11 protein-coding genes and 4 pseudogenes are annotated in these 17,605 nt (G+C 70.0%); 10 read left to right on the top strand and 5 right to left on the bottom strand.

Translation table 11 applies throughout. The features are described from left to right. Nucleotides 1–222 precede the first annotated feature (222 nt). From StrepF001_RS30275 to StrepF001_RS30265, 3 genes and pseudogenes are all read left to right on the top strand, one after another. A complete protein-coding gene (locus tag StrepF001_RS30275) occupies nt 223–1,479 on the top strand; it encodes an SWIM zinc finger family protein (RefSeq protein WP_129801391.1) in 1,257 nt (418 codons plus the stop codon). A gap of 72 nt (nt 1,480–1,551) precedes the next feature. Beyond that, nucleotides 1,552–1,818, top strand: a pseudogene (locus StrepF001_RS48495) (hypothetical protein); the annotation flags it as partial. Between the two features lie 40 nt (nt 1,819–1,858). Then, nucleotides 1,859–2,176, top strand: a pseudogene (locus StrepF001_RS30265) (hypothetical protein); the annotation flags it as partial. Between the two features lie 71 nt (nt 2,177–2,247). On the opposite strand, the gene StrepF001_RS30260 reads toward StrepF001_RS30265, so the two are convergent. Continuing rightward, complete coding sequence (locus StrepF001_RS30260) at nt 2,248–2,670, bottom strand: pyridoxamine 5'-phosphate oxidase family protein (RefSeq protein ID WP_129801390.1); 423 nt, start codon at nt 2,668–2,670, stop codon at nt 2,248–2,250. A gap of 358 nt (nt 2,671–3,028) precedes the next feature. On the opposite strand from StrepF001_RS30260, the pseudogene StrepF001_RS30255 reads away from it, so the two are divergent. Continuing rightward, nucleotides 3,029–3,544, top strand: a pseudogene (locus StrepF001_RS30255) (MFS transporter); the annotation flags it as partial. Nucleotides 3,545–3,697: 153 nt separating this feature from the next. On the opposite strand, the gene StrepF001_RS30250 reads toward StrepF001_RS30255, so the two are convergent. Beyond that, nucleotides 3,698–5,437, bottom strand: coding sequence for a GAF domain-containing protein (locus StrepF001_RS30250; protein WP_165396415.1), 1,740 nt, complete (start codon nt 5,435–5,437; stop codon nt 3,698–3,700). 1,186 nt (nt 5,438–6,623) lie between these two features. Between StrepF001_RS30250 and StrepF001_RS30245 the strand changes: the two are divergent. Then, a pseudogene (locus StrepF001_RS30245) lies at nt 6,624–7,493 on the top strand (family 1 glycosylhydrolase); the annotation flags it as partial. A 221-nt stretch (nt 7,494–7,714) separates the two neighbouring features. Then, nucleotides 7,715–9,373, top strand: a complete 1,659-nt coding sequence (locus StrepF001_RS30240) for an N-6 DNA methylase (protein WP_129801389.1) — start codon at nt 7,715–7,717, stop codon at nt 9,371–9,373. A 28-nt stretch (nt 9,374–9,401) separates the two neighbouring features. On the opposite strand, the gene StrepF001_RS30235 is transcribed toward StrepF001_RS30240, so the two are convergent. The 3 genes from StrepF001_RS30235 to StrepF001_RS30225 are packed head-to-tail and all read right to left on the bottom strand — an operon-like array spanning nt 9,402 to nt 14,603. Continuing rightward, the gene (locus tag StrepF001_RS30235) at nt 9,402–11,537 is read right to left on the bottom strand and encodes a UvrD-helicase domain-containing protein (protein WP_129801388.1); all 2,136 of its coding nucleotides are present in this window, start codon (nt 11,535–11,537) and stop codon (nt 9,402–9,404) included. A 40-nt stretch (nt 11,538–11,577) separates the two neighbouring features. Continuing rightward, nucleotides 11,578–12,789: a restriction endonuclease gene (locus StrepF001_RS30230; protein WP_129801387.1), complete on the bottom strand. Its 1,212-nt coding sequence runs from the start codon at nt 12,787–12,789 to the stop codon at nt 11,578–11,580. Then, nucleotides 12,786–14,603, bottom strand: a complete 1,818-nt coding sequence (locus tag StrepF001_RS30225; RefSeq protein ID WP_129801386.1) for a DUF4357 domain-containing protein — start codon at nt 14,601–14,603, stop codon at nt 12,786–12,788. Before StrepF001_RS30225 ends, StrepF001_RS30230 begins: the two co-directional genes overlap by 4 nt. 164 nt (nt 14,604–14,767) lie before the next feature. Between StrepF001_RS30225 and StrepF001_RS30220 the strand changes: the two genes are divergently transcribed. From StrepF001_RS30220 to StrepF001_RS30205, 4 genes are all read left to right on the top strand, one after another. After that, complete coding sequence (locus StrepF001_RS30220; protein ID WP_129801385.1) at nt 14,768–14,998, top strand: antitoxin; 231 nt, start codon at nt 14,768–14,770, stop codon at nt 14,996–14,998. Further along, complete coding sequence (locus tag StrepF001_RS30215; protein ID WP_129801384.1) at nt 14,995–15,414, top strand: type II toxin-antitoxin system VapC family toxin; 420 nt, start codon at nt 14,995–14,997, stop codon at nt 15,412–15,414. Before StrepF001_RS30220 ends, StrepF001_RS30215 begins: the two co-directional genes overlap by 4 nt. Before the next feature lie 217 nt (nt 15,415–15,631). Then, nucleotides 15,632–16,837 (top strand): hypothetical protein, encoded by a 1,206-nt coding sequence (locus tag StrepF001_RS30210; protein WP_129801383.1) that lies wholly within the window; start codon nt 15,632–15,634, stop codon nt 16,835–16,837. 232 nt (nt 16,838–17,069) lie between these two features. Next, nucleotides 17,070–17,573: a hypothetical protein gene (locus StrepF001_RS30205; RefSeq protein WP_129801382.1), complete on the top strand. Its 504-nt coding sequence runs from the start codon at nt 17,070–17,072 to the stop codon at nt 17,571–17,573. The last annotated feature ends 32 nt before the right edge of the window (nt 17,574–17,605 follow it).

The following is a 17,605-nucleotide window of genomic DNA, read 5'->3' as shown; positions in this document are numbered from 1 at the left end:
GTCTGCTGCTGGTTCGGGGTTGGATGCCCGGTTCGGCGTGGCTACCGCTGGTCCAGGGCTGGGTGCCCGTTTCGGCATGCCTGCCGCCGGCCCGGAGCCGGGCGCCCACCCTGACGGGTCCGCCACCGGCCGGCCGGGAACTCACCTTGGCGGGTCCGCCGCCGGCCCGGAGCCGGGCGCCCATCCCGGCGTCCCCGCCGCAACCCCCCGCGCCCCCGCTCCATGGGCTCGCCGCACCGCGACGGTGAGCTGCGTCGCACCTTCCCCGCCTTCCCGGCCCGGCCGTCCGACGACGCGCCCTTCGCCGCGACCTGGTGGGGCAACGCCTGGATCACCGCGCTGGAGGAGGGCGCGCTGGACGTCAAGCGGCTGGCGCGTGGGCGTGGTTACGCCGACCGCGGTCACGTGGACGCCATCACGGTCACGCCCGGACTCGTCCTCGCCTACGTGCGCGGCAGCCGCCCCCGGCCGTACCGCGTGCAGGTCCGGCTGCGCACCCTGGACGACGCCGACTGGGAGCGGTTTCTGGACGCCGCCGCCGACCGGCCCGCGCACATCGCCGCGCTCCTCGACAAGGAGATGCCCGAGGCACTGGCCGAGGGGGACGTACCGCTGCTGCCCGGCCCCCGTGACCTCGACCCGCACTGCAGCTGCCCCGACCGCGGCCACCCCTGCAAGCACGCCGCCGCCCTCTGCTACCAGACCGCACGCCTGCTCGACGCCGACCCCTTCGTCCTGCTCCTGCTGCGCGGCCGGGGCGAACGCGAGCTGCTCGACGCGCTCTCCCGGCTGAGCGCCGCCCGCGCGGCCCGTGCCGCCCAGGACCGGGAACCGTCCCCGCTGCCCGGCAGGCGGGCCACCGACGCCCTCCGTCGCGAACTCCCGCCCCTTCCACCCCCGTTGCCTCTTCCTCCGCACCCGAACAGCCCCCGGCATACCCGGCCGCCCGGGCGGCCCGGACCCTTCGCGCTGGACCAGCTGGCCACCGACGCCGCCGCCCGCGCCCACGCCCTGCTCGCCACCGGCAGGGACCCGGTGGCCGAGCTGACCCTGTGGCAGGACGCGGTACGGCTCGCCGCGGCCCGCCCCGGCTCCGGTCTCACCGCCGGTACCCGCGCCCTGTACTCCTCGCTCGCTTCCGCCGCCGACCGCACCCCGGCCGAGCTGGCCCGGGCGGTCGCCGCCTGGCGGCAGGGCGGCTTCGACGGCCTCAGCGTCCTGGAGGAACCCTGGGACCCGCCGGCCGGCCGCTTCGACCGGGCCCGCCCGCTCCTCCTCGCCGCCGATCTTCCCGCCTTCCGCCCCTGGCGCAACCGCCTCACCCACCCGCACGGCCATGTCCAGCTCCGCCTCGGCCGCGACAACCTGTGGTACGCCTACGAGTCGGAACCGGGCCACGACGACTGGTGGCCCCGCGGCACCCCGGACCCCGACCCGGTCGGCGCCCTCACGGGCCTCGGCGCCACCGAGGAAACCTGACCGCACCTCACGGGGACGGCTCCCGCATCCGCCGACGAGGCGACCGCCGCGGCGACGGCGACCCGTGCGTACGTGTTCGCCGGGCTCCGCCTGCTGACCGGCTTCGTCTTCCTGTAGGCGTTCCTCGACAAGACCTTCGGCTTCGGCTACGCCACGCAGTCCGGCAAGGGCTGGATCGACGGCGGGTCGCGACACAGGGCTTCCTCAGCGGCGTGGCGGTCGGCCCGATGGAGTCCACCTTCCACGACTGGGCCGGCGAGGCGTGGGCGGAGTGGCTGTTCATGCTCGGTCTGCTGCGGCGCCGCGCTGATGAACCTGCGCGTCGCGGCCGTGCACGGCGGGTGGCATCCGGGGACTCGGCGCGTTGCCCGCGGCACGGCTGCCCGCCCTGCGCTTCGAACGCCATGCTCAGGTGGCCCTGCTGTGGACGTCCCACGACGGACGGGACGACTGGCTGCGAGCGGGGCAGGCTCTGGAGCGCGTGCTGCTGACGGCGACCGTGCACGGCGTGCGGACCTCGATGCTGCACCAGGCGATGGAGTGGCCGGACCTGCGGGAGGCGATGGCCGGATCGAGGCAGCGCTGCAGCCCACAGCTGCTGATCCGTTTCGGGTACGGTCCGGACGGCGCGCGTACGCCCCGCGCCTCCGCAAACGTGGAGTCGGGGGACCAAGGGGTTATCGGGCGGGCGGAGTGACTCCGCGCCCTCGGCCCCGGCCCCTGTCTGCGCCGGAGGTGTCAAGACTCCGCGGTGACCGGGGCGGAGCCTCACTGCGTGCCGAGCGCTCCCTTGAGTTCGCGTCCGGTGACCATCTCGGACTCGATCCGTACGAACACCGGGTCCCGCAGGGGCATCCAGGAACTCGGGCCGGTCTGCGTGAGCCGCTCGTGCTCGGCGGGATCGGTCACCACGGTGGCCCGTCCGGTGACGACCACGCTCCAGCCGGACCGGGTCGCCGCGTCGAACTCGTCCGTCTCGAAGGCGACCACGACGCCGTCGATGGCATGGACGAGATCCGAGGCCGGCGAGGTGCACAGCAGGACGGAGGCGTCCGTGCCCAGGGAGAAGTTGATGGGGAGGACCGCGGGCAGTGCCTGTCGGGTGTACACCACACGACCGACCGGCACCTTGGCCAGCAGGCGCAAGCACTCCTGTCGGTCGAGTGCGCGAAAGCCGTCTGTCTGGAACATCCGTCCATCGTCCTCCGTCGGCGATGGGTGGGGTAGGGCCGACCGGCCCTACCCCCTCCGTGACAGCGTCTGCATGCGGCGGTCTCGGGTACACGCGGCCGTGGGAGGGACGGACGGGTCCGCACCCGGGGGCCTGTCCAGCCCCCGGCAGGGACTGATGGACCATGCCGCCGACGAGTCCCGGTGCGGACAGTGGTCACGGGACGCCGTCGGGCAGGCAAGGGGCCTGCCGTGCGTATGCGATCCCGGTGGCGCGGTCCACCATGCGGAGGAGGGGACGGACAACATGGTCCAGCCGTTGAAGTCGAAGGGTGGCAGCTCACCGTCAGGTGCTCCGGTGACCGGCCAGGCATGGCTGATGCTGGCCCTGACCACGATCGGTTTCGCCGTCAACTTCTGGGCGTGGGCACTGCTCAGCCCGCTCGGACCCCGCTTCAAGGACAGCCTCGACCTGACCTCCTTCGAGCAGTCGCTGCTGGTCGCGGTGCCGGTGGTGGTCGGCTCGCTGGGCCGGATCCCAGCCGGCGCCCTGACCGACCGGTACGGCGGCCGGGTCATGTTCCCGATCGTGTCGGCGGCCACCATCGTGCCGGTGCTCTACCTCGGTCTGGCCGGACACTCCTCCCTCACCGCCCTCCTGATCGGCGGCTTCTTCCTCGGCATCGGCGGCACCGCGTTCGCCGTCGGTGTGCCGCTCGTCAGCGCCTGGTTCCCGCCCGAGCGGCGCGGACTTGCCATCGGCGTCTTCGGCGCGGGCATGGGCGGCACCGCGATCAGCGCGCTGACCACGGTGAAGCTGGTGGACGCGAACACCATGGCGACCCCGTTCCTGATCACCGCCGCGGTACTGGCCGTGTACGCCGTGGTGGCCGCGCCGGCTGCCTGACCGCTCCCTCACGGCCCACCGCCGGACAGACCCGGCGGTGGGCCGCCCGTGCGCCGTACATCGGCCGACCGGACTGCCCCATTGGTCGGCTTCGACTCCGAAGACGCCGGCCCCAGCGCCCTGACTGCCCCACCATGGGGCTCAGGCTTCGTCCTGTGCGGGGAGGGGCACCGTCCATTCCACGATGGTGCCGGTGGGCTCGTTCGGCGTGAGGGTGAAGCTGCCGCCCAGGTCGGTGGCGCGCAGGCGGAGGTTGTCCAGGCCGCTGCGGCGGGTGACGGCCGGATCGATGCCCCTGCCGTTGTCGGCGACGCGCAGGTGGAGCCGACTGCCGTCCGTCTCGGCGGTGACCTCGACGGAGGTGGCGTGTGCGTGCCGGGCGGCGTTCGATAGCGTCTCGCGCACCACCGCCAGCAGGTGCTCGGCGTGGCCGGCGGGGACGTCGGTGTCCAGCAGGCCGGTCATGCGCAGGGCGGGAGTGAAGCCGAGTACGGCGGCCGCCTGGTCGGTCTCGGCCAGCAGTTTCCCGCGCAGACCGCCGCGGCCGTCGGCACGGTCGCGCTCGCGCAGTGCGTAGATCGTGCCGCGCACGGTCTTGATGGTGTCGTCGAGGTCGTCGACGACCCGCTGCACACGCTCGGCCACCTGGGGTCGATCGGCGATGCGGCCCAGTACCGAGTTCAGCGTCAGCCCGGAGGCGAACAGCCGCTGGATGGCCAGATCGTGCAGGTCGCGGGCGATGCGGTCGCGATCGGACAGGACCATGAGGTGCTCGGCCTCGCGCCGGTGCTCGGCGATCTCCAGCGCGAGTGCGGCCTGGTCGGCGAACCCGCTGATCATGCTCATGGTGGCCTCGGAGAACTCCGTGCCGCCGGCCAGGTTGGCGACCTGCAGAACCCCGCGCACGTCCTCGCCACCGCCCAGCGGGAGCAGGAATCCCGGCCCCAGGTCGATCTTGGCCGCGGAGCCGCCCCCGGCCTGTGGCTCCTCTGACAGGGCAGTGCTCGTGATCCGCTCGTTGGACTGGTAGACCTTCGCGGCCAGCGTGGCCGTCGGCAGGACCAGCCCGCGCACCAGCTCGGCGCCTTCACCCTCGGCAGCCTCGATCACCAGTTCGTCGCCGCCGTCGAGCGGTACCGCCAGTGTCACCAGATCGGCGCCCGACAGTGCCCTGACGGTGGCGGCGATCTGGTGCAGGACCCGGTCCGGGTCGGTGCCCGACAGCAGGCTGCGGGTCAGTTCGCTGCTCGCCGCCAGCCACTGCTCGCGGCGCCGGGAGTCCTCGTACAGGCGGGCGTTGTCGATCGCGACGCCGGCCGCCGCCGCGAGCGTGCGCAGCACCGCCTCGTCATCGTCGTCGAACTCCGCCCCGCCCCGCTTGTCGGTCAGGTAAAGGTTGCCGAAGACCTGGTCGCGCACGCGCACCGGCGCCCCGAGGAACGTGGTCATCGGCGGATGCCCCTCGGGGAAGCCCACCGAGTCGGGATGACGGCCCAGGGCGGACAGGCGCAGCGGCTCCGGTTCGCGGATCAGCAGCCCGAGGATGCCCTTGCCCTCGGGATAGTGACCGATCGCCTCGATGGTGCTCTCATCCACGCCGACCGTGATGAACTGCCGGATCTTCCCCTCTTCGCCGAGCACTCCCAGGGCCCCGTACCGGGCGTCCACCAGGGTGACGGCGGACTCGGTGATCCGGCGCAGCACCACGTCGAGATCCAGCTCGGTGCCTATGGAGAGGACCGCGTCCAGCAGCGTGTGTACGCGGTCCCGGGTCGCGCGGACCTGCTCCACCTGGGCCTGCAGGCCCTCCAGCAGCTCGTCCAGCCGCAGCTGGGGTGCCGCCGGGACGCCCTTCCGCCCCTGTGCCGGACTCTCCGCCATCCCCACTCCCTCCGGAAAAGGTGCCATCCCATCATGCCCGAATGACCCCGTCATCGCCCGAACGTATGTGTGACATGCGGCCGTCGCGGCAGCCAAGATCCTACGGTCCCCCTGACGCCCGTGCTGAAGCCGACGACCACCAGGAGGCACGGTCACGAGTACAGGCCGGAGAACACGTACCTGGATTCTCGGGGCTTCCGGCAATGCCGGGCCTGTCGCGGCGAGAGGGACAAGAGCCGCTAGGTTCGACCCGGCGATGTGAGATTTCGTGAGAGATGAGAGGGTCGGACGGGTGAGCGAGACATCACCGAACACCCTGCAATACCGCTTTGACGGGCCAGAAGACGCACCTGTCCTGATCTTGGGTCCCTCACTGGGTACCACATGGCACAGGTCGTAACGACCGTCCAGGGGCGTCCAGCTGATCCAGGGCAGGCGCGTAATGCCAGGTCAGGGCCCCACAGTCCGGGTGAGTCCGCACAGTTGGTGAGACCTGTGTGATAGCTGGTGATACGGCGAATCCCCGTCGGGAACCATCCCTACGGGGATTCCGCACGGAGCGGGCTCCGACGGAGTGCGGCGTCCGCCATGGGCACCACTGTCCTCGGACTCTTCGCGCTCGAGCGTCCGGAGCCAAGTTGCGGGGCGCAATCAGGCCCAGCCCGAACCTACGGTTCGTTCGCTCCAGCTCGCAAAACTGCTTTGCCTGAGCAACGAACTGGACGAGTCGCTCGACAGAATCCGCACAGTGATCGCCTGTGCGACGGCCTTCTCGGCGTCGATATGAGCCCGCACAGTGACACCCTCTGTTGCGTCGTGGCTCAGGCCCGGTTGGAGGACGTGTACGCCATCGGGACCGTGGGACTCACAGCCGGTACGAGAAGCGCAGCGCGCCGCCTTCCTCCCGGTAGCGTCCGCGTTTTCCCAACTCGAAGCGCCCGCCCTCGCTCTGGGTCGCCTTTACTTCGAACATGTAGGGCGCCGGCCGGAGCCGATCCGGAAGTCGTAGCCGAAGCCGTCGTCGCCGGATGAGCCGGGGAAAGCCTTGCGGCGATTCGTCGACACCCAGCTGGTCTCGTCCATGCTGTCGGGGTAATGCGCGCACAGCCAGTGGTAGGCGTACCACTCTCCTAGGTATCCGATGGCCTCCCGTTGAGCCGTGTCAGTCCGCTGTCCGCGCTGCCGCCACTGGACGACCCTCAACGAGCCCTCCTGCTCGGCCTGGATCGGCCACCTGGAAGGCAAGATGGCCCCCGGCCGGACCGACCTGACCGCCGCCGTACGCGCCTCTTACCACCTGCTCCTCGGACACGGCCTCGCCACGCAGGCGGTCCGCGCCGCCCCCGGCGCCGAGGTCGGCATCGTCAACAACCTCTCCACGGTGTTCGCCGCCACGGACCGCCCCCAGGACCGGGCGGCGGCTCACCGCCACGACGGGCACGTCAACCGCTGGTGGCTCGACCCGGTGCACGGCCGTGGCTTCCCCGCCGACATGGTCGAGACCTACGGCGTCGAACTCCCTGTTGTCCAGGGTGACCTGGAGACGATCGCCGCGCCGCTGGACTGGCTGGGCCTGAACTATTACTTCCCGGCGTACGTCGCCGACGACCCCGCCGGCCCGGCCCCGCGCGTCCGCTCCGTGCGCCGCGAGGGCGTCCCGCGCACCGGCATGGACTGAGAGATCGACGCGAGCGGCATCGAGACGCTGCTGCTCCGGCTCACCGAGAAGTACGGCGCCCGGAAGAGCTACGTCACAGAGAACGGCTCCGCCTTCCCGGACGTGATCCGCCCCGACGGCAGTATCGACGACCCCGAGCGCCAGGACTACCTGGAGGCGCGCCTCGCCGCCTGCGCCTCGGCCACCCGCAAGGGCCCCCTGGCCGGCTACTTCGCCTGGCCCCTCCTGGACAACTTCGAGTGGGCGTACGGCTACGACAAGCGCTTCGGCCTCGTCCACGTCGACTACCGCACCCAGGCACGCACGATCAAGGGCAGCGGACACCGATACGCGGAAATCGTCCGCGTCCACCGGGGGCAGACACGGCGAGCGGCGTGACCCGCCACCGCCGGGCCGCCCGAGCCCAATGTCTCCGGGCCGCCTGAGCCGGGCCCAGCCGGCCGGTGGACGCAGGGTGGGGGAGCCCGCGTCCACCGGCCGGCAGGACGTTGTGGACTCCACGCGTCCGTCTGTCGGGGCGACCATGTGGTTTAGCTGTTAACGACGTCAACGATATGCTTCGTTGAGGATCGGATACGCTGCTGTGTACGGTGGCGGCCATGGCAGACAAACCCGCGGCACCGGTCGGTTCTCTGGTCACCGGTTCCGAAATCGCCCGGATAGCAGGCGTCACTCGTGCCGCGGTCTCCAACTGGAGGCGGCGGTACGACGATTTTCCTGTGCCCGCCGGCGGTGGGGTGCACAGCCCGCTCTACGACCTGGCCGAGGTGCAGGCCTGGCTGGACAAGCAGCGCAAGGGCCAGGAAGTCTCGCTGGAGGTCCAGCTGTGGCAGACGCTGCGCGGAGCCTATGGTGACGACATGCTCGGCGGCATCGCCGATGTGGCGCAGCTACTCGCGAACGCCACAGGAGATGCGCCCGCCGCGTTGCCTGCGGATGCAGTGCGGTTGGCGCGATCCCTGGCTGAGAGTGAATCCGAGGGCGAGGTGGTGAACGCCCTCGCGGAGCGCTTCACCGACTCCGTGCGCCGGGCCGGATCGGATCAGGTCACCTCCCCGCGCATCGTCCGGGCCGTGCGGCACTTCGCCGGTGAGGTGGCGCCCGACGCCACCATCTTCGACCCGGCGTGCGGCATCGGCACCTTGCTGCTCGCCATCGGACCAGGGCAGGGCCCAAGGCGATGCGGCCAGGAGTCCGACGAACGCAGCGCGCGAATCGCCCAATTGCGGGCCGACCTCACGCATCGCGCAGATGCGCACGTCGTCGCCGGAGACTCCCTGCGGTGCGACCAGTGGGCAGAACTGAGGGCCGATCTCGTCGTCAGCGATCCCCCAGTCGGTGTCACCGACTGGGGGCGTGAGGACCTGCTTCTCGACTCGCGATGGGAGCTCGGGACACCCTCACGCGCCGAAAGTGAGCTCGCCTGGCTGCAACACGCCTATGCGCATACAGCGCCCGGCGGCCGGGTGATCATGGTCATGCCCGCCTCAGTCGCCTACCGTAAGGCAGGCCGCCGCATCCGCGCCGAACTCGTACGGCGAGGGATCCTGACGCAGATCATCGCTCTTCCGCCGGGCGTCGCCGCATCGCACGCGCTCCCTGTGCACCTTTGGCAGCTGCGACGCCCGCCCGCTCTCGGCGACGCGGCCACCAGCGTCCGTATGGTCGATCTGACAGCGAACGACCCGGACGGCTCACTGGAAGCACAGCCCGACCAGGTGGCGGAGGTCTCGCTGATCGAATTGCTCGACGATGCCGTGGACCTCACCCCAGGGCGCCGTGTCGCCGAGTCGCACCGCGACTACGCGGCGGAGTACCAATCGTTGAAACAGGAGCTGACGGCGCGGGTGCGGCTATTGACTGAGCTGCTACCCGCGCTGACCGCGGGAGCGAGCGCGAGTGTGCTGGACGGGCCGTCCGTCAGTGTCGCCGACCTTGCACGCGCCGGACTGGTCCAGTACGGCGATCCTGACCCGGTCTCGGTCAGCGACCAGCTCGACACCGACTTTCTCCAGGGGTTTCTGCGTAGTTCGGCGAATACACGCAGGTCCACGAGTGACAGCGGAACGTTTCGCCTTGACGGCAAGGGTGCCCGGATCCCGCAGATGGACATCACCGAACAGCGCCGGTACGGAGCGGCTTTTCGAGCACTCCAGGAGTTCGAGGAACTGGCCCGGCGCGTTGCCGAGCTGAGCAAGCAGGCATCCCATGTGGCGCGGGACGGCCTGGGCAACGGAGCACTGGCCCCCAGCGAGTGAGGGGTGCCACGCCACTGCGCTCACCGAATCAGTTCTCCTGCGGCACGAATGGACTGACCGCCCCGCTCCAGGACACCGCCAGTGCCTCCCGCGCACGCGTGCACGCCACGAACAGCAGACAGCGTTCGCGCAGCAGGTCCGACTCGTGCTGAAGCGCGTCCACAGTGGTCGGCGTGACCTCGCGCGCGAACGGCACCGCACTCGCCGTTACCCCGAGGACAACCACGCAGCGGAATTCCAATCCCTTCATGGCGTGCATGGTGGCCAGCCGTACCCCCTCCACGTCCGGCCCCGGATGATCCTTGACCCTGGCCACCGGGACGCCGGCAGCGACCAGCTTGTCGTGGGCCTTGTCCAGAAGCACATTGAAACGGGCGCAGACACCGATCTCGGCCGGCCGTACGCCCTGGGCGATCCACTCCTGGACGCGTTCGACGAGCGACGCCACTTCTGCCTGCTCCGAACCGTGTCCGTCAACATGCGGTCTGCGCCCGTGCAGAAGCGAGCGGTAGCCCGCCAGGGTGTCATTACCCTCACCGCCGAGATCCTCCACGGAGACGGGGGTGAGTATGCGAGTCGACCAGGCCAGGATCTCCTCTGTACTGCGGTAGTTGACCCTCAGCCGGTGGGTCCGGCCGGTCACCGGTATGCCCAGGGAACCGAGCGAGACCTTCGAGTCATAGATCCGCTGGTGCGGGTCGCCCGTGATGAACAGATCGTCGCTGCCGGGCGCCACCGCGCGACGCAGCACCCTCCACTGAGCGGGGTGCAGGTCCTGTGCCTCGTCGACCACGATGTGGTCGTGTGTCGGCGACGAGGCTGCGAGGAGGTCGGCGGCACGCGCGCAGACTCTGAGATGTGTGGTGGCCTTCCGCTCAAGCAGCAGGGACTCGAACAGCTCGACGGACGACCAGAGTTCCTCTCGCCTGGCGGGCGACAGCGCGCTGCCGCGGCCACGCCGGGACGCGGCGCGATAGGAGTCCAGGGTGCGCAGGTCCTGGGCGAGGATCACGTGCCGGTACTCCTGCGCCAGGAACTGGTCGGTCCAGGGCAGCCGGAGCTGCTTCGCCACCTTCTGCCACAGCTGCCGTTCGTCACGGTCGTTGACGGGGGAGAGAACCTTGCCGTCGTGGCGGGCGACGACGGCGTGCGCGTAGGCGTTGACCGTCGTCACATCGACTCGGTCCAGCAGTGACGGGTCACCGTCCAGCAGCACGGACAGGTTCTCGCGCAGTGAGGCAGCAAGGGCATTGGTGTACGTGGTCAGCAGCACCCGGGCGTCGGCCGAGCGCGCGAGGAGATGCTTGACGCGATGCAGAGCCGCGACCGTCTTCCCCGTGCCCGGCCCACCGGTCACCTGGACCGGGCCGCCGTACGACACGCGGTAGGCGACCCGGCGCTGCGAGGGATGCAGGAAGATCCGCCAGGCCGCGAACGGCTTCTCCAGGACGTCCGCGAGCTCCTCCGGGCCGGTGACCAGCGTGATACGGCTTGCCGTGTTGGCGATGGCGACGGCCAGGCTCTCCTCGGGTCCGGGTCCCGCGTCGAGGGGGCGGCGCACGGCGACCACGTCCCGGTACACGTCCTCGGGCTTGAATCCCTCGGCGAGGTACTGGAGAACCTCGCACTGGTCCTCGGGCAGGAGCGTCTCGAAGGCCTGCAACTGCGGCTTGTCGACGATGGTGCGCACCGCTCGGAGCACCTGGTCGTCGATGCCCAGTTCGCGCAGCACGGTGTCCGAGTACTCGGCGAACAGCAGCGAGTCGGCCGTCGCGGCCGCCTTCTCCAGAGCCGGCGTCAGCTGCTCGATGGCGACGACGTTGCGCACCTCGAGGCCTCGGGTGGCGGAGTTGGTGGTATACAGCCGCTTGGCCGCCCAGGTGTAGGCGTCATCGTGCGGCACGACATTGACCAGCAGGAAGACACCGCTGCCGTCGTCGGGAGCCAGCACGACACCCCGCCAGAAGGCGTTGATGCGGATGGTGCGCATCCGCGGATCGCGCGCCTTGTCGACGGACTCCAGGTGCAGCCCCTTGTCCGCGTACAAATCGGCTACGGTCAGCCGCTGGAACTTCTCCATGGCCTTGCGCACGCCTGCTTTGACGTGCTTGTCCAGGACGTCGTAGCTCTCCCAGAAACTGCTGGCGAACGCGAGCTGTGGCACGTGACGCTCTCCCACCCCAGAAAGGACCCCTCCGCGCCGATCATACGCGCAGGTCGGGAACCATATGCCGGGCCACTGCGGCGATGTCCGCGAGCAGCCCGGCGGGCTGCTGGTCCAGGTCGAGTGCGTGCTGGTGGATGAGGATGCCGGCGTGCCGCACGCGGTGCGCGTCGTAAGAGGCGTTGCCCTTTGCATACACCAGGTGGCCCTCCGGCAGCCCGAGCGCCGTGCAATAGGCCAGCATCTGGTAAAGGTCGGCCTCGGGGAAGCCGCCGCGCTTCTCCGCCTTGTACTTGGCGTCCACCACGGCGGCCGGAGCGCCGTCCGCTCCGTACAGGACGAAGTCGGGACGCATACGGACCGCGGCGGCCTCGTCGAGGTAGTGCGCATCCTGAAGACGCGCGGCCCGCCCTGAGCCGGTCAGGGTTTCCCGCAGCGCGACCGTCACGAAGTCCTCGAAGAGCTTGTTCATGTCGAAGAGGAACCCGTCGATGCGGAGCCCGCCGCAGGCATGTTCCGCGGACGCGTTCTCCAGCACGACACGCGCGAGACTCAGGGCCGTGTGATAGCGGGCGTTGAGACGCGTGAGCCGCCAGTCGGGCAGAGGCTGTCCGCGCACGACGACGGCCACGTCGGCCAGCCGTGCCCGCTGGTGCAGCAGCCTGCGGCGCACGTCGCGCGGTACGCCGGGCAACCGCAGCAGACGCTCGACAGCCGCCCGCAGAAGACGGTTCTCCGCGATGTCGGTGGTGAACTCGTCGTACGTCACCTCCACCGGCAATGTGGCACCGAAGCGACGGCGGATCTGCTCGGCCTCACGGACCCGGCCTCGGACAACGAGGGCGGACTCCTCCGTGGCCCGGTACCCCTGCAACAGACCTCGGCGCAGAGCCTGGTCCACCTGCCGTTCCACGGCGTGGGCGAGCGCGGGCAGCAGATCGCGGTGCTCGGCCACTTCGACTTCGCCGTCTCGCCAAGGACCCTTCGGGTCGAGGCTGTAGCCGAGGAGGAAGAAGAGCCGGGTGATGGGAGTCTTGGGGATGATTCGCACGGTGAACGTCTCGTCCGCACCTGGCACGCCGACGGCCACCGCGCCCACCTTGCTTCCGGCCCGCAACGACCAGCGTCCCGGAGCGTATGGATCGGGCGCCGCCTCAAGGACGCCTGCGGCGGCCAGCGCGCGGCCGACCGCGTCCGGCAGGGCTACGCCGACCGCCGGCGCGTGCTCGACGATCTCGATGACTGACGTCACCCGAGCGACTCCCGCAGTGCGGCCAGCCCGTACCGCTTCTCGACGTCCACGCCCTCGCCGTAGTGATGCTCCTCCAGGAGCGGCAGGATCTTGGTCCGCCAGGTGCGCTCGAGGCCCCCCTCCCGATAGACCCCCTTCTTCATCAGGTACGAGGGCCCGATGTGGAAGTCGGGGTCGTCGATACGTGAGTTGAGCGCGTCGAGCAGATCAGCGGGCTCGGTGTCCCTGCCCTCCCTCACCAGCCAGCGGCGCAGCAACCCGCTCGTCGGCTCCGTGCGGGGCGACAGCTCGACGAACGCGAAACGACGGCGCATGGCCGCGTCGACGAGCGCGATGGACCGGTCGGCGGTGTTCATGGTGCCGATCACGAACAGGTTCGGCGGCAGCGCGAAGTCGTCACTGGAGTAGGTCAGGCGCACCGACTTGTTCCGGTACTCCAGCAGGAAGTACAGCTCGCCGAAGACCTTCGCCAGGTTGGCGCGGTTGATCTCGTCGATGATCAGGAAGTGCGGGATGTGCCGGTTGCCCTCGCGGGAGGCGAGGTCGGCGAGTTCGCGCAGCGGCCCGGCGGTGAGCCGGAAGGCGACCTCCCGGGTCTCCGGGTCCTCCTGCGGCCGGAAGCCCTCGAAGAAGTCCTCGTAGGAGTAAGAGGGATGGAACTGCACGAGCTTGACCTGCTCGGGGCCGCCGCCCAGGAACTCCGCGAGCTTCAACGCGAGGTACGTCTTTCCGGTGCCCGGCGGCCCGTACAGCACCAGCTGCCGGTCGTCCCACAACAGATCCCGGATCTCGCCCAGCCATCCCACGTCGTGCACGAGGAGTTCGGCGGCCAGCTCTTCCGTCGGCTCGGGCAGTTCGAGCTCGCGACGGGCGGTGAGCGCGGCGATCTCGATACTCGGATCGCGTTCTACGGCCTCGGCTTCCTCGGCCAGCTCCTGATCGCTCAGGCCCAGCCCTTCGACGAGGGCCTGGACGGACGAAAGGTCGACGACGTCGTGCTGGACGGACAGCCTCTGCTGCAGTTCCTCGGGCAGTTCGTCGTACGGGTGGCCTTCGGGCTGCCACTCCACGGGACGCCGCAGATTGGACCGCCGGTCCTCGGACTCCGTCTGCTCCGCCTCACCGGTGATCTCGCCGATATACAGCCGGCCACCGGAGATGGCGCAGACCGTGTCGCCGGGCTTCATGCGTGACAGAAACGCGTGGAACTCCTCCACCAGCTGCTGCTTCTGGCTGTAGGTGGCCGTGGACTCGTAATCCTCCTGGACCAGTGCGCGCAGCTGGTCCTTGCTGATGCCCTGCTCGACACCCTGCCGCAGCCGCGACGCGGCAAGGGTGACCCGCCCCTCGGGCAGCCACAGCCGCTGGACGAGGTCCAGCCCGCTCACGTTGGAGCCGCGCACGAGCCACGGGCGGTTCGGGCCGGGCCACGTACCGGGCATGAAGTCGGCGAGGGGCCGGCCGTCCTCGGCCTTCCAGTCGACCCAGCCGTTCGGATTGCGGCCCGTCAGCACCGCTGCGGCCCTCGACGGGGAACCGAATGTGATCGTTTCCGTCGTCTCCAGCCAACCGGGCCACTTCTCCGACGGCCCTATCCGCCCCTGCCGAATCAGCTCCTCGCGCTGCCGATGGGCGGCCGCCGCGCGGGCGGCGAACGACGGCACGACGTCAGGCCGCACGGGCTGGCCGGCGTCTACGACGAAACTGCGGCTCCCGTTGTCGCCCACCTCATGGGTAGGGCGCCCCTGGGCGACCGGCCCGCCGTTCGGCAGCCGCAGATAGAACTCCGGGTACGGCAGGCCGTCGTCGGCCATGGTCACCACTCCCCCCACACCGCGCAGAAGATCCACCGAGAACGATAGGGCCCTCCTCTGACAATGAGGCTTCAAGGGAGGCAGACCCGGAAGCTCTGCGGAGGGCATCCACGACCTGCACCGGCTGAGCTGCGTTATGCAGGCAATGCAGCTAAAATGCCTGCATGACCGCTTTGACGATCCGCGATGTCCCGGACGACACGCTCGCCATACTGAAGGCCCGCGCTGCACAGATGGGCAAGTCTCTCCAGGCCTACGCGCTGGATCTGCTGGTCGGTGAGGCAGCCAGGCCCACGCTGGCCGAGGCCGCCGCCCGTGCCGAAGCCGAGGCAGCTGCGGACCTGAGCTCCTCGGACGTACTCGGAGCGATCGACGACGCGAGGTCAGGCCGTTGATCGTCGCTGACTGCTCCGCACTGGTCTTCTTCCTGACCGACGCGGGGCCGACCGGGCGTCGGGTCCGTGAGCGGATCGCGAAGGAGGACCGGATCGCCGCGCCCCACCTGATCGACTACGAGATCATGTCCGCCCTGCTCGGCCTGGCGCGCGGTAGGCGCGGTGGCGAACCGAAGCTGAACGAGACCCAACTCCGCAAGGCCCTGGCCACGTACCGCGACCTGATGATCGACCGGCACGAAACGCTGATTTTGTGGGAGCGCGTCAAGAGCCTCTCGAGCAATGTGTCCGCCTATGACGCACAGTACGTCGCCCTGGCCGAAGCCCTAGGGGTGCCGCTGCTCACTTGTGACGCAAGGATCCGCAGGAGTGGTGCGGCCCGCTGCGAGATCGAGACCGTCGAGGCGGGCGCCTGACCGTCGCATGGAGGTCGGGGGGCCACGGGCACGGGTGCCGACGATCACCGTGCCCACCACGCCATGGGCCGCCTTTACTGCCGGGGCGCGCACAGGTTGATCGGCGTTCGGGTGCGCAACCCGTCGGTGCGCAGTGGATCGAGGCGTACCGTCACTGGGCCGGTTCAGGCCGGGTATGTCGCACCCACACGGAACCCGTTGTGTGAAAGGACTGAACGTGGCTGACGCCGAACAAGGCACGCATCAGGAAGGCGGCGAACGTTCGCTGACCGACCTCATCGAGCGCAGTGCCGAGTTGAAAGGGCAGCTGGTCGCCTTCGGGCAGAGCTCCCGCTTCGACCGGTGGTTGACGCCCCTCCTGCTGGAGGCCGCAGGGCCCGAGCGGCAGCTGGACGAGGGCGAGGCGATCCGGATCGTCGACCACTTCCTCCTGCGGTACCGCCTGCCGGACGGTTCGACGGTGGTGGACCGGTTCGTCGGCGGACGGAAGGACTTGACCGCGGTCGACCGGGAGATGCTGCTCGGCTGGCGTGACCCGGTCGAGGGCATCTTCGAGATCCAGCGCAAGGAAAAGGATGCCGTCGTTCTGCTGAACCTGGTCGACGACCTGGAGTACCGCACGTACTCGAACGTGGGGCGGGCGGCGTTCCGCGGAGTGTCCAAGGGTGGCTTCCTCCACACCTGCCTGGTACCCGTCCACTCGGCCGGCGAGGCGTGGCTGGTGTCCGGGGCGATGTCGAGTTACCCCCAGTCCAGCGCGACCGAGATCGCCCAGGCCGCTCTCCAACTGGCCACCAGCCGACCCGAACTGGTCTTCCGCAACCCCCGGAAGGTCGAGCAGGGGTGGCAGGCGATGCGGGAGGACCGGGCGGCGTTCGTCGAGTTCTGCGGCGGCGACGAACTGGCCCTTCCGCCTGCCGAAGCCGAGGACCTCCTCAACGCCTACTACCGCCACCGCCAAGAGGCCGCCGTCGCCGGACAGCCCGACCGCGCCCGAGGCAGGCGGCTACCCGGCCTGGACCTGCCCTTCTTCGAGCTACCGGGAGAACTGGCGGACTCGGACACCATCGGCGTCATCTACGACCAGGTCGACGGGCTCAACTTCTACGCGGACTACGGAAAGCTGCGAGACCTCTTCGCAGACCCGGCGCTCGCGGGCCGCAGGCAGTACCAGGACCTGCTGCGCACGTACCTGCGCGAAGAGTCGATCGGGCCGCTGCCGATCCGCCGGCTGGCTGCCGCTCACCCGGAGACAGCCGACACCGTGTTCCGAAAGCTGCTGCGGAAGCCCGGATTCACCTGGAACGAGCACGGCGAGGCGCTGCTGCGCCGACGCAAGCCCTGGTACTACGCGAACGAGCCCAGCCCTGGCGTCTCCGTCATCGGCGACCGCCTCCGTGCGCTTGCCGCCGGCCGTCGATAGTCACCGTTCACACGACGGTGAATGCCGCGCAACACCGGTCGGTGCAGAGGGTGAGGCCGGAGGCGCTGCCGGTCCTGCCGGCGCGGACCGGTCTGCGAGACGGCTGCCGGTGCGGGCTTCCGCCCGGCCCGGGGCCCCGGCTGCGATCAGCACCACCAGGTGAGCGCGCGTGATACGACGGCGTGCAGCCGCAGACGCGCCCGGCGACCCGCCTCCGGCTATCGTGATCGGCATGCCGTCCACGCACCTGCTGATCATCGGAGACCGTGCCGCCTTGAGCTGGGTGGTGACCGAGCAGCGGATGGCGTTCCCGGTGGGGCGGTCCACGGCGGCCCGTGCCCTGGAGGAGGGCGACGAGGTCTTCCTCTACACCACGCGAGGCTGCTTCAGGAACCCTACGCGCGACCTGGGACGTGTCATCGGCCGGGCTGTGGTTGCCAGTCCCGTGCGGGTCCTGGACGAGCCGGTCGTCTTCGGGGAGCGGACGTTTACCGAGGGCTGCCGCCTGGAGGTGTCCGGCCTGGCCGGCTTCCGCGAGGGACTGGTCCTGCGCGACCTGGTCCCGCGGCTGTCGGTCTTCCCCGACCCGGCCACGTGGAGCGTCCGCATGCGGCGCGCGTCGCTGACGCTTCCCGTGGCTGACGCCGGCCTGGTGCGTGCGGAGCTGGAGCCGTCGCTGCTCCCCTACGACGAGGCGGCCGAGGGCTACCGCTGGAAGGCACCTGTGTCGGGCTAGTCCGGAGCACGGGAGACCGGCCTCCCCAGGTG

This window comes from Streptomyces sp. F001, from assembly GCF_004187715.1.
Lineage (GTDB): Bacteria > Actinomycetota > Actinomycetes > Streptomycetales > Streptomycetaceae > Streptomyces > Streptomyces flavusporus.
This window is presented reverse-complemented; position numbering and strand designations above follow the sequence as displayed.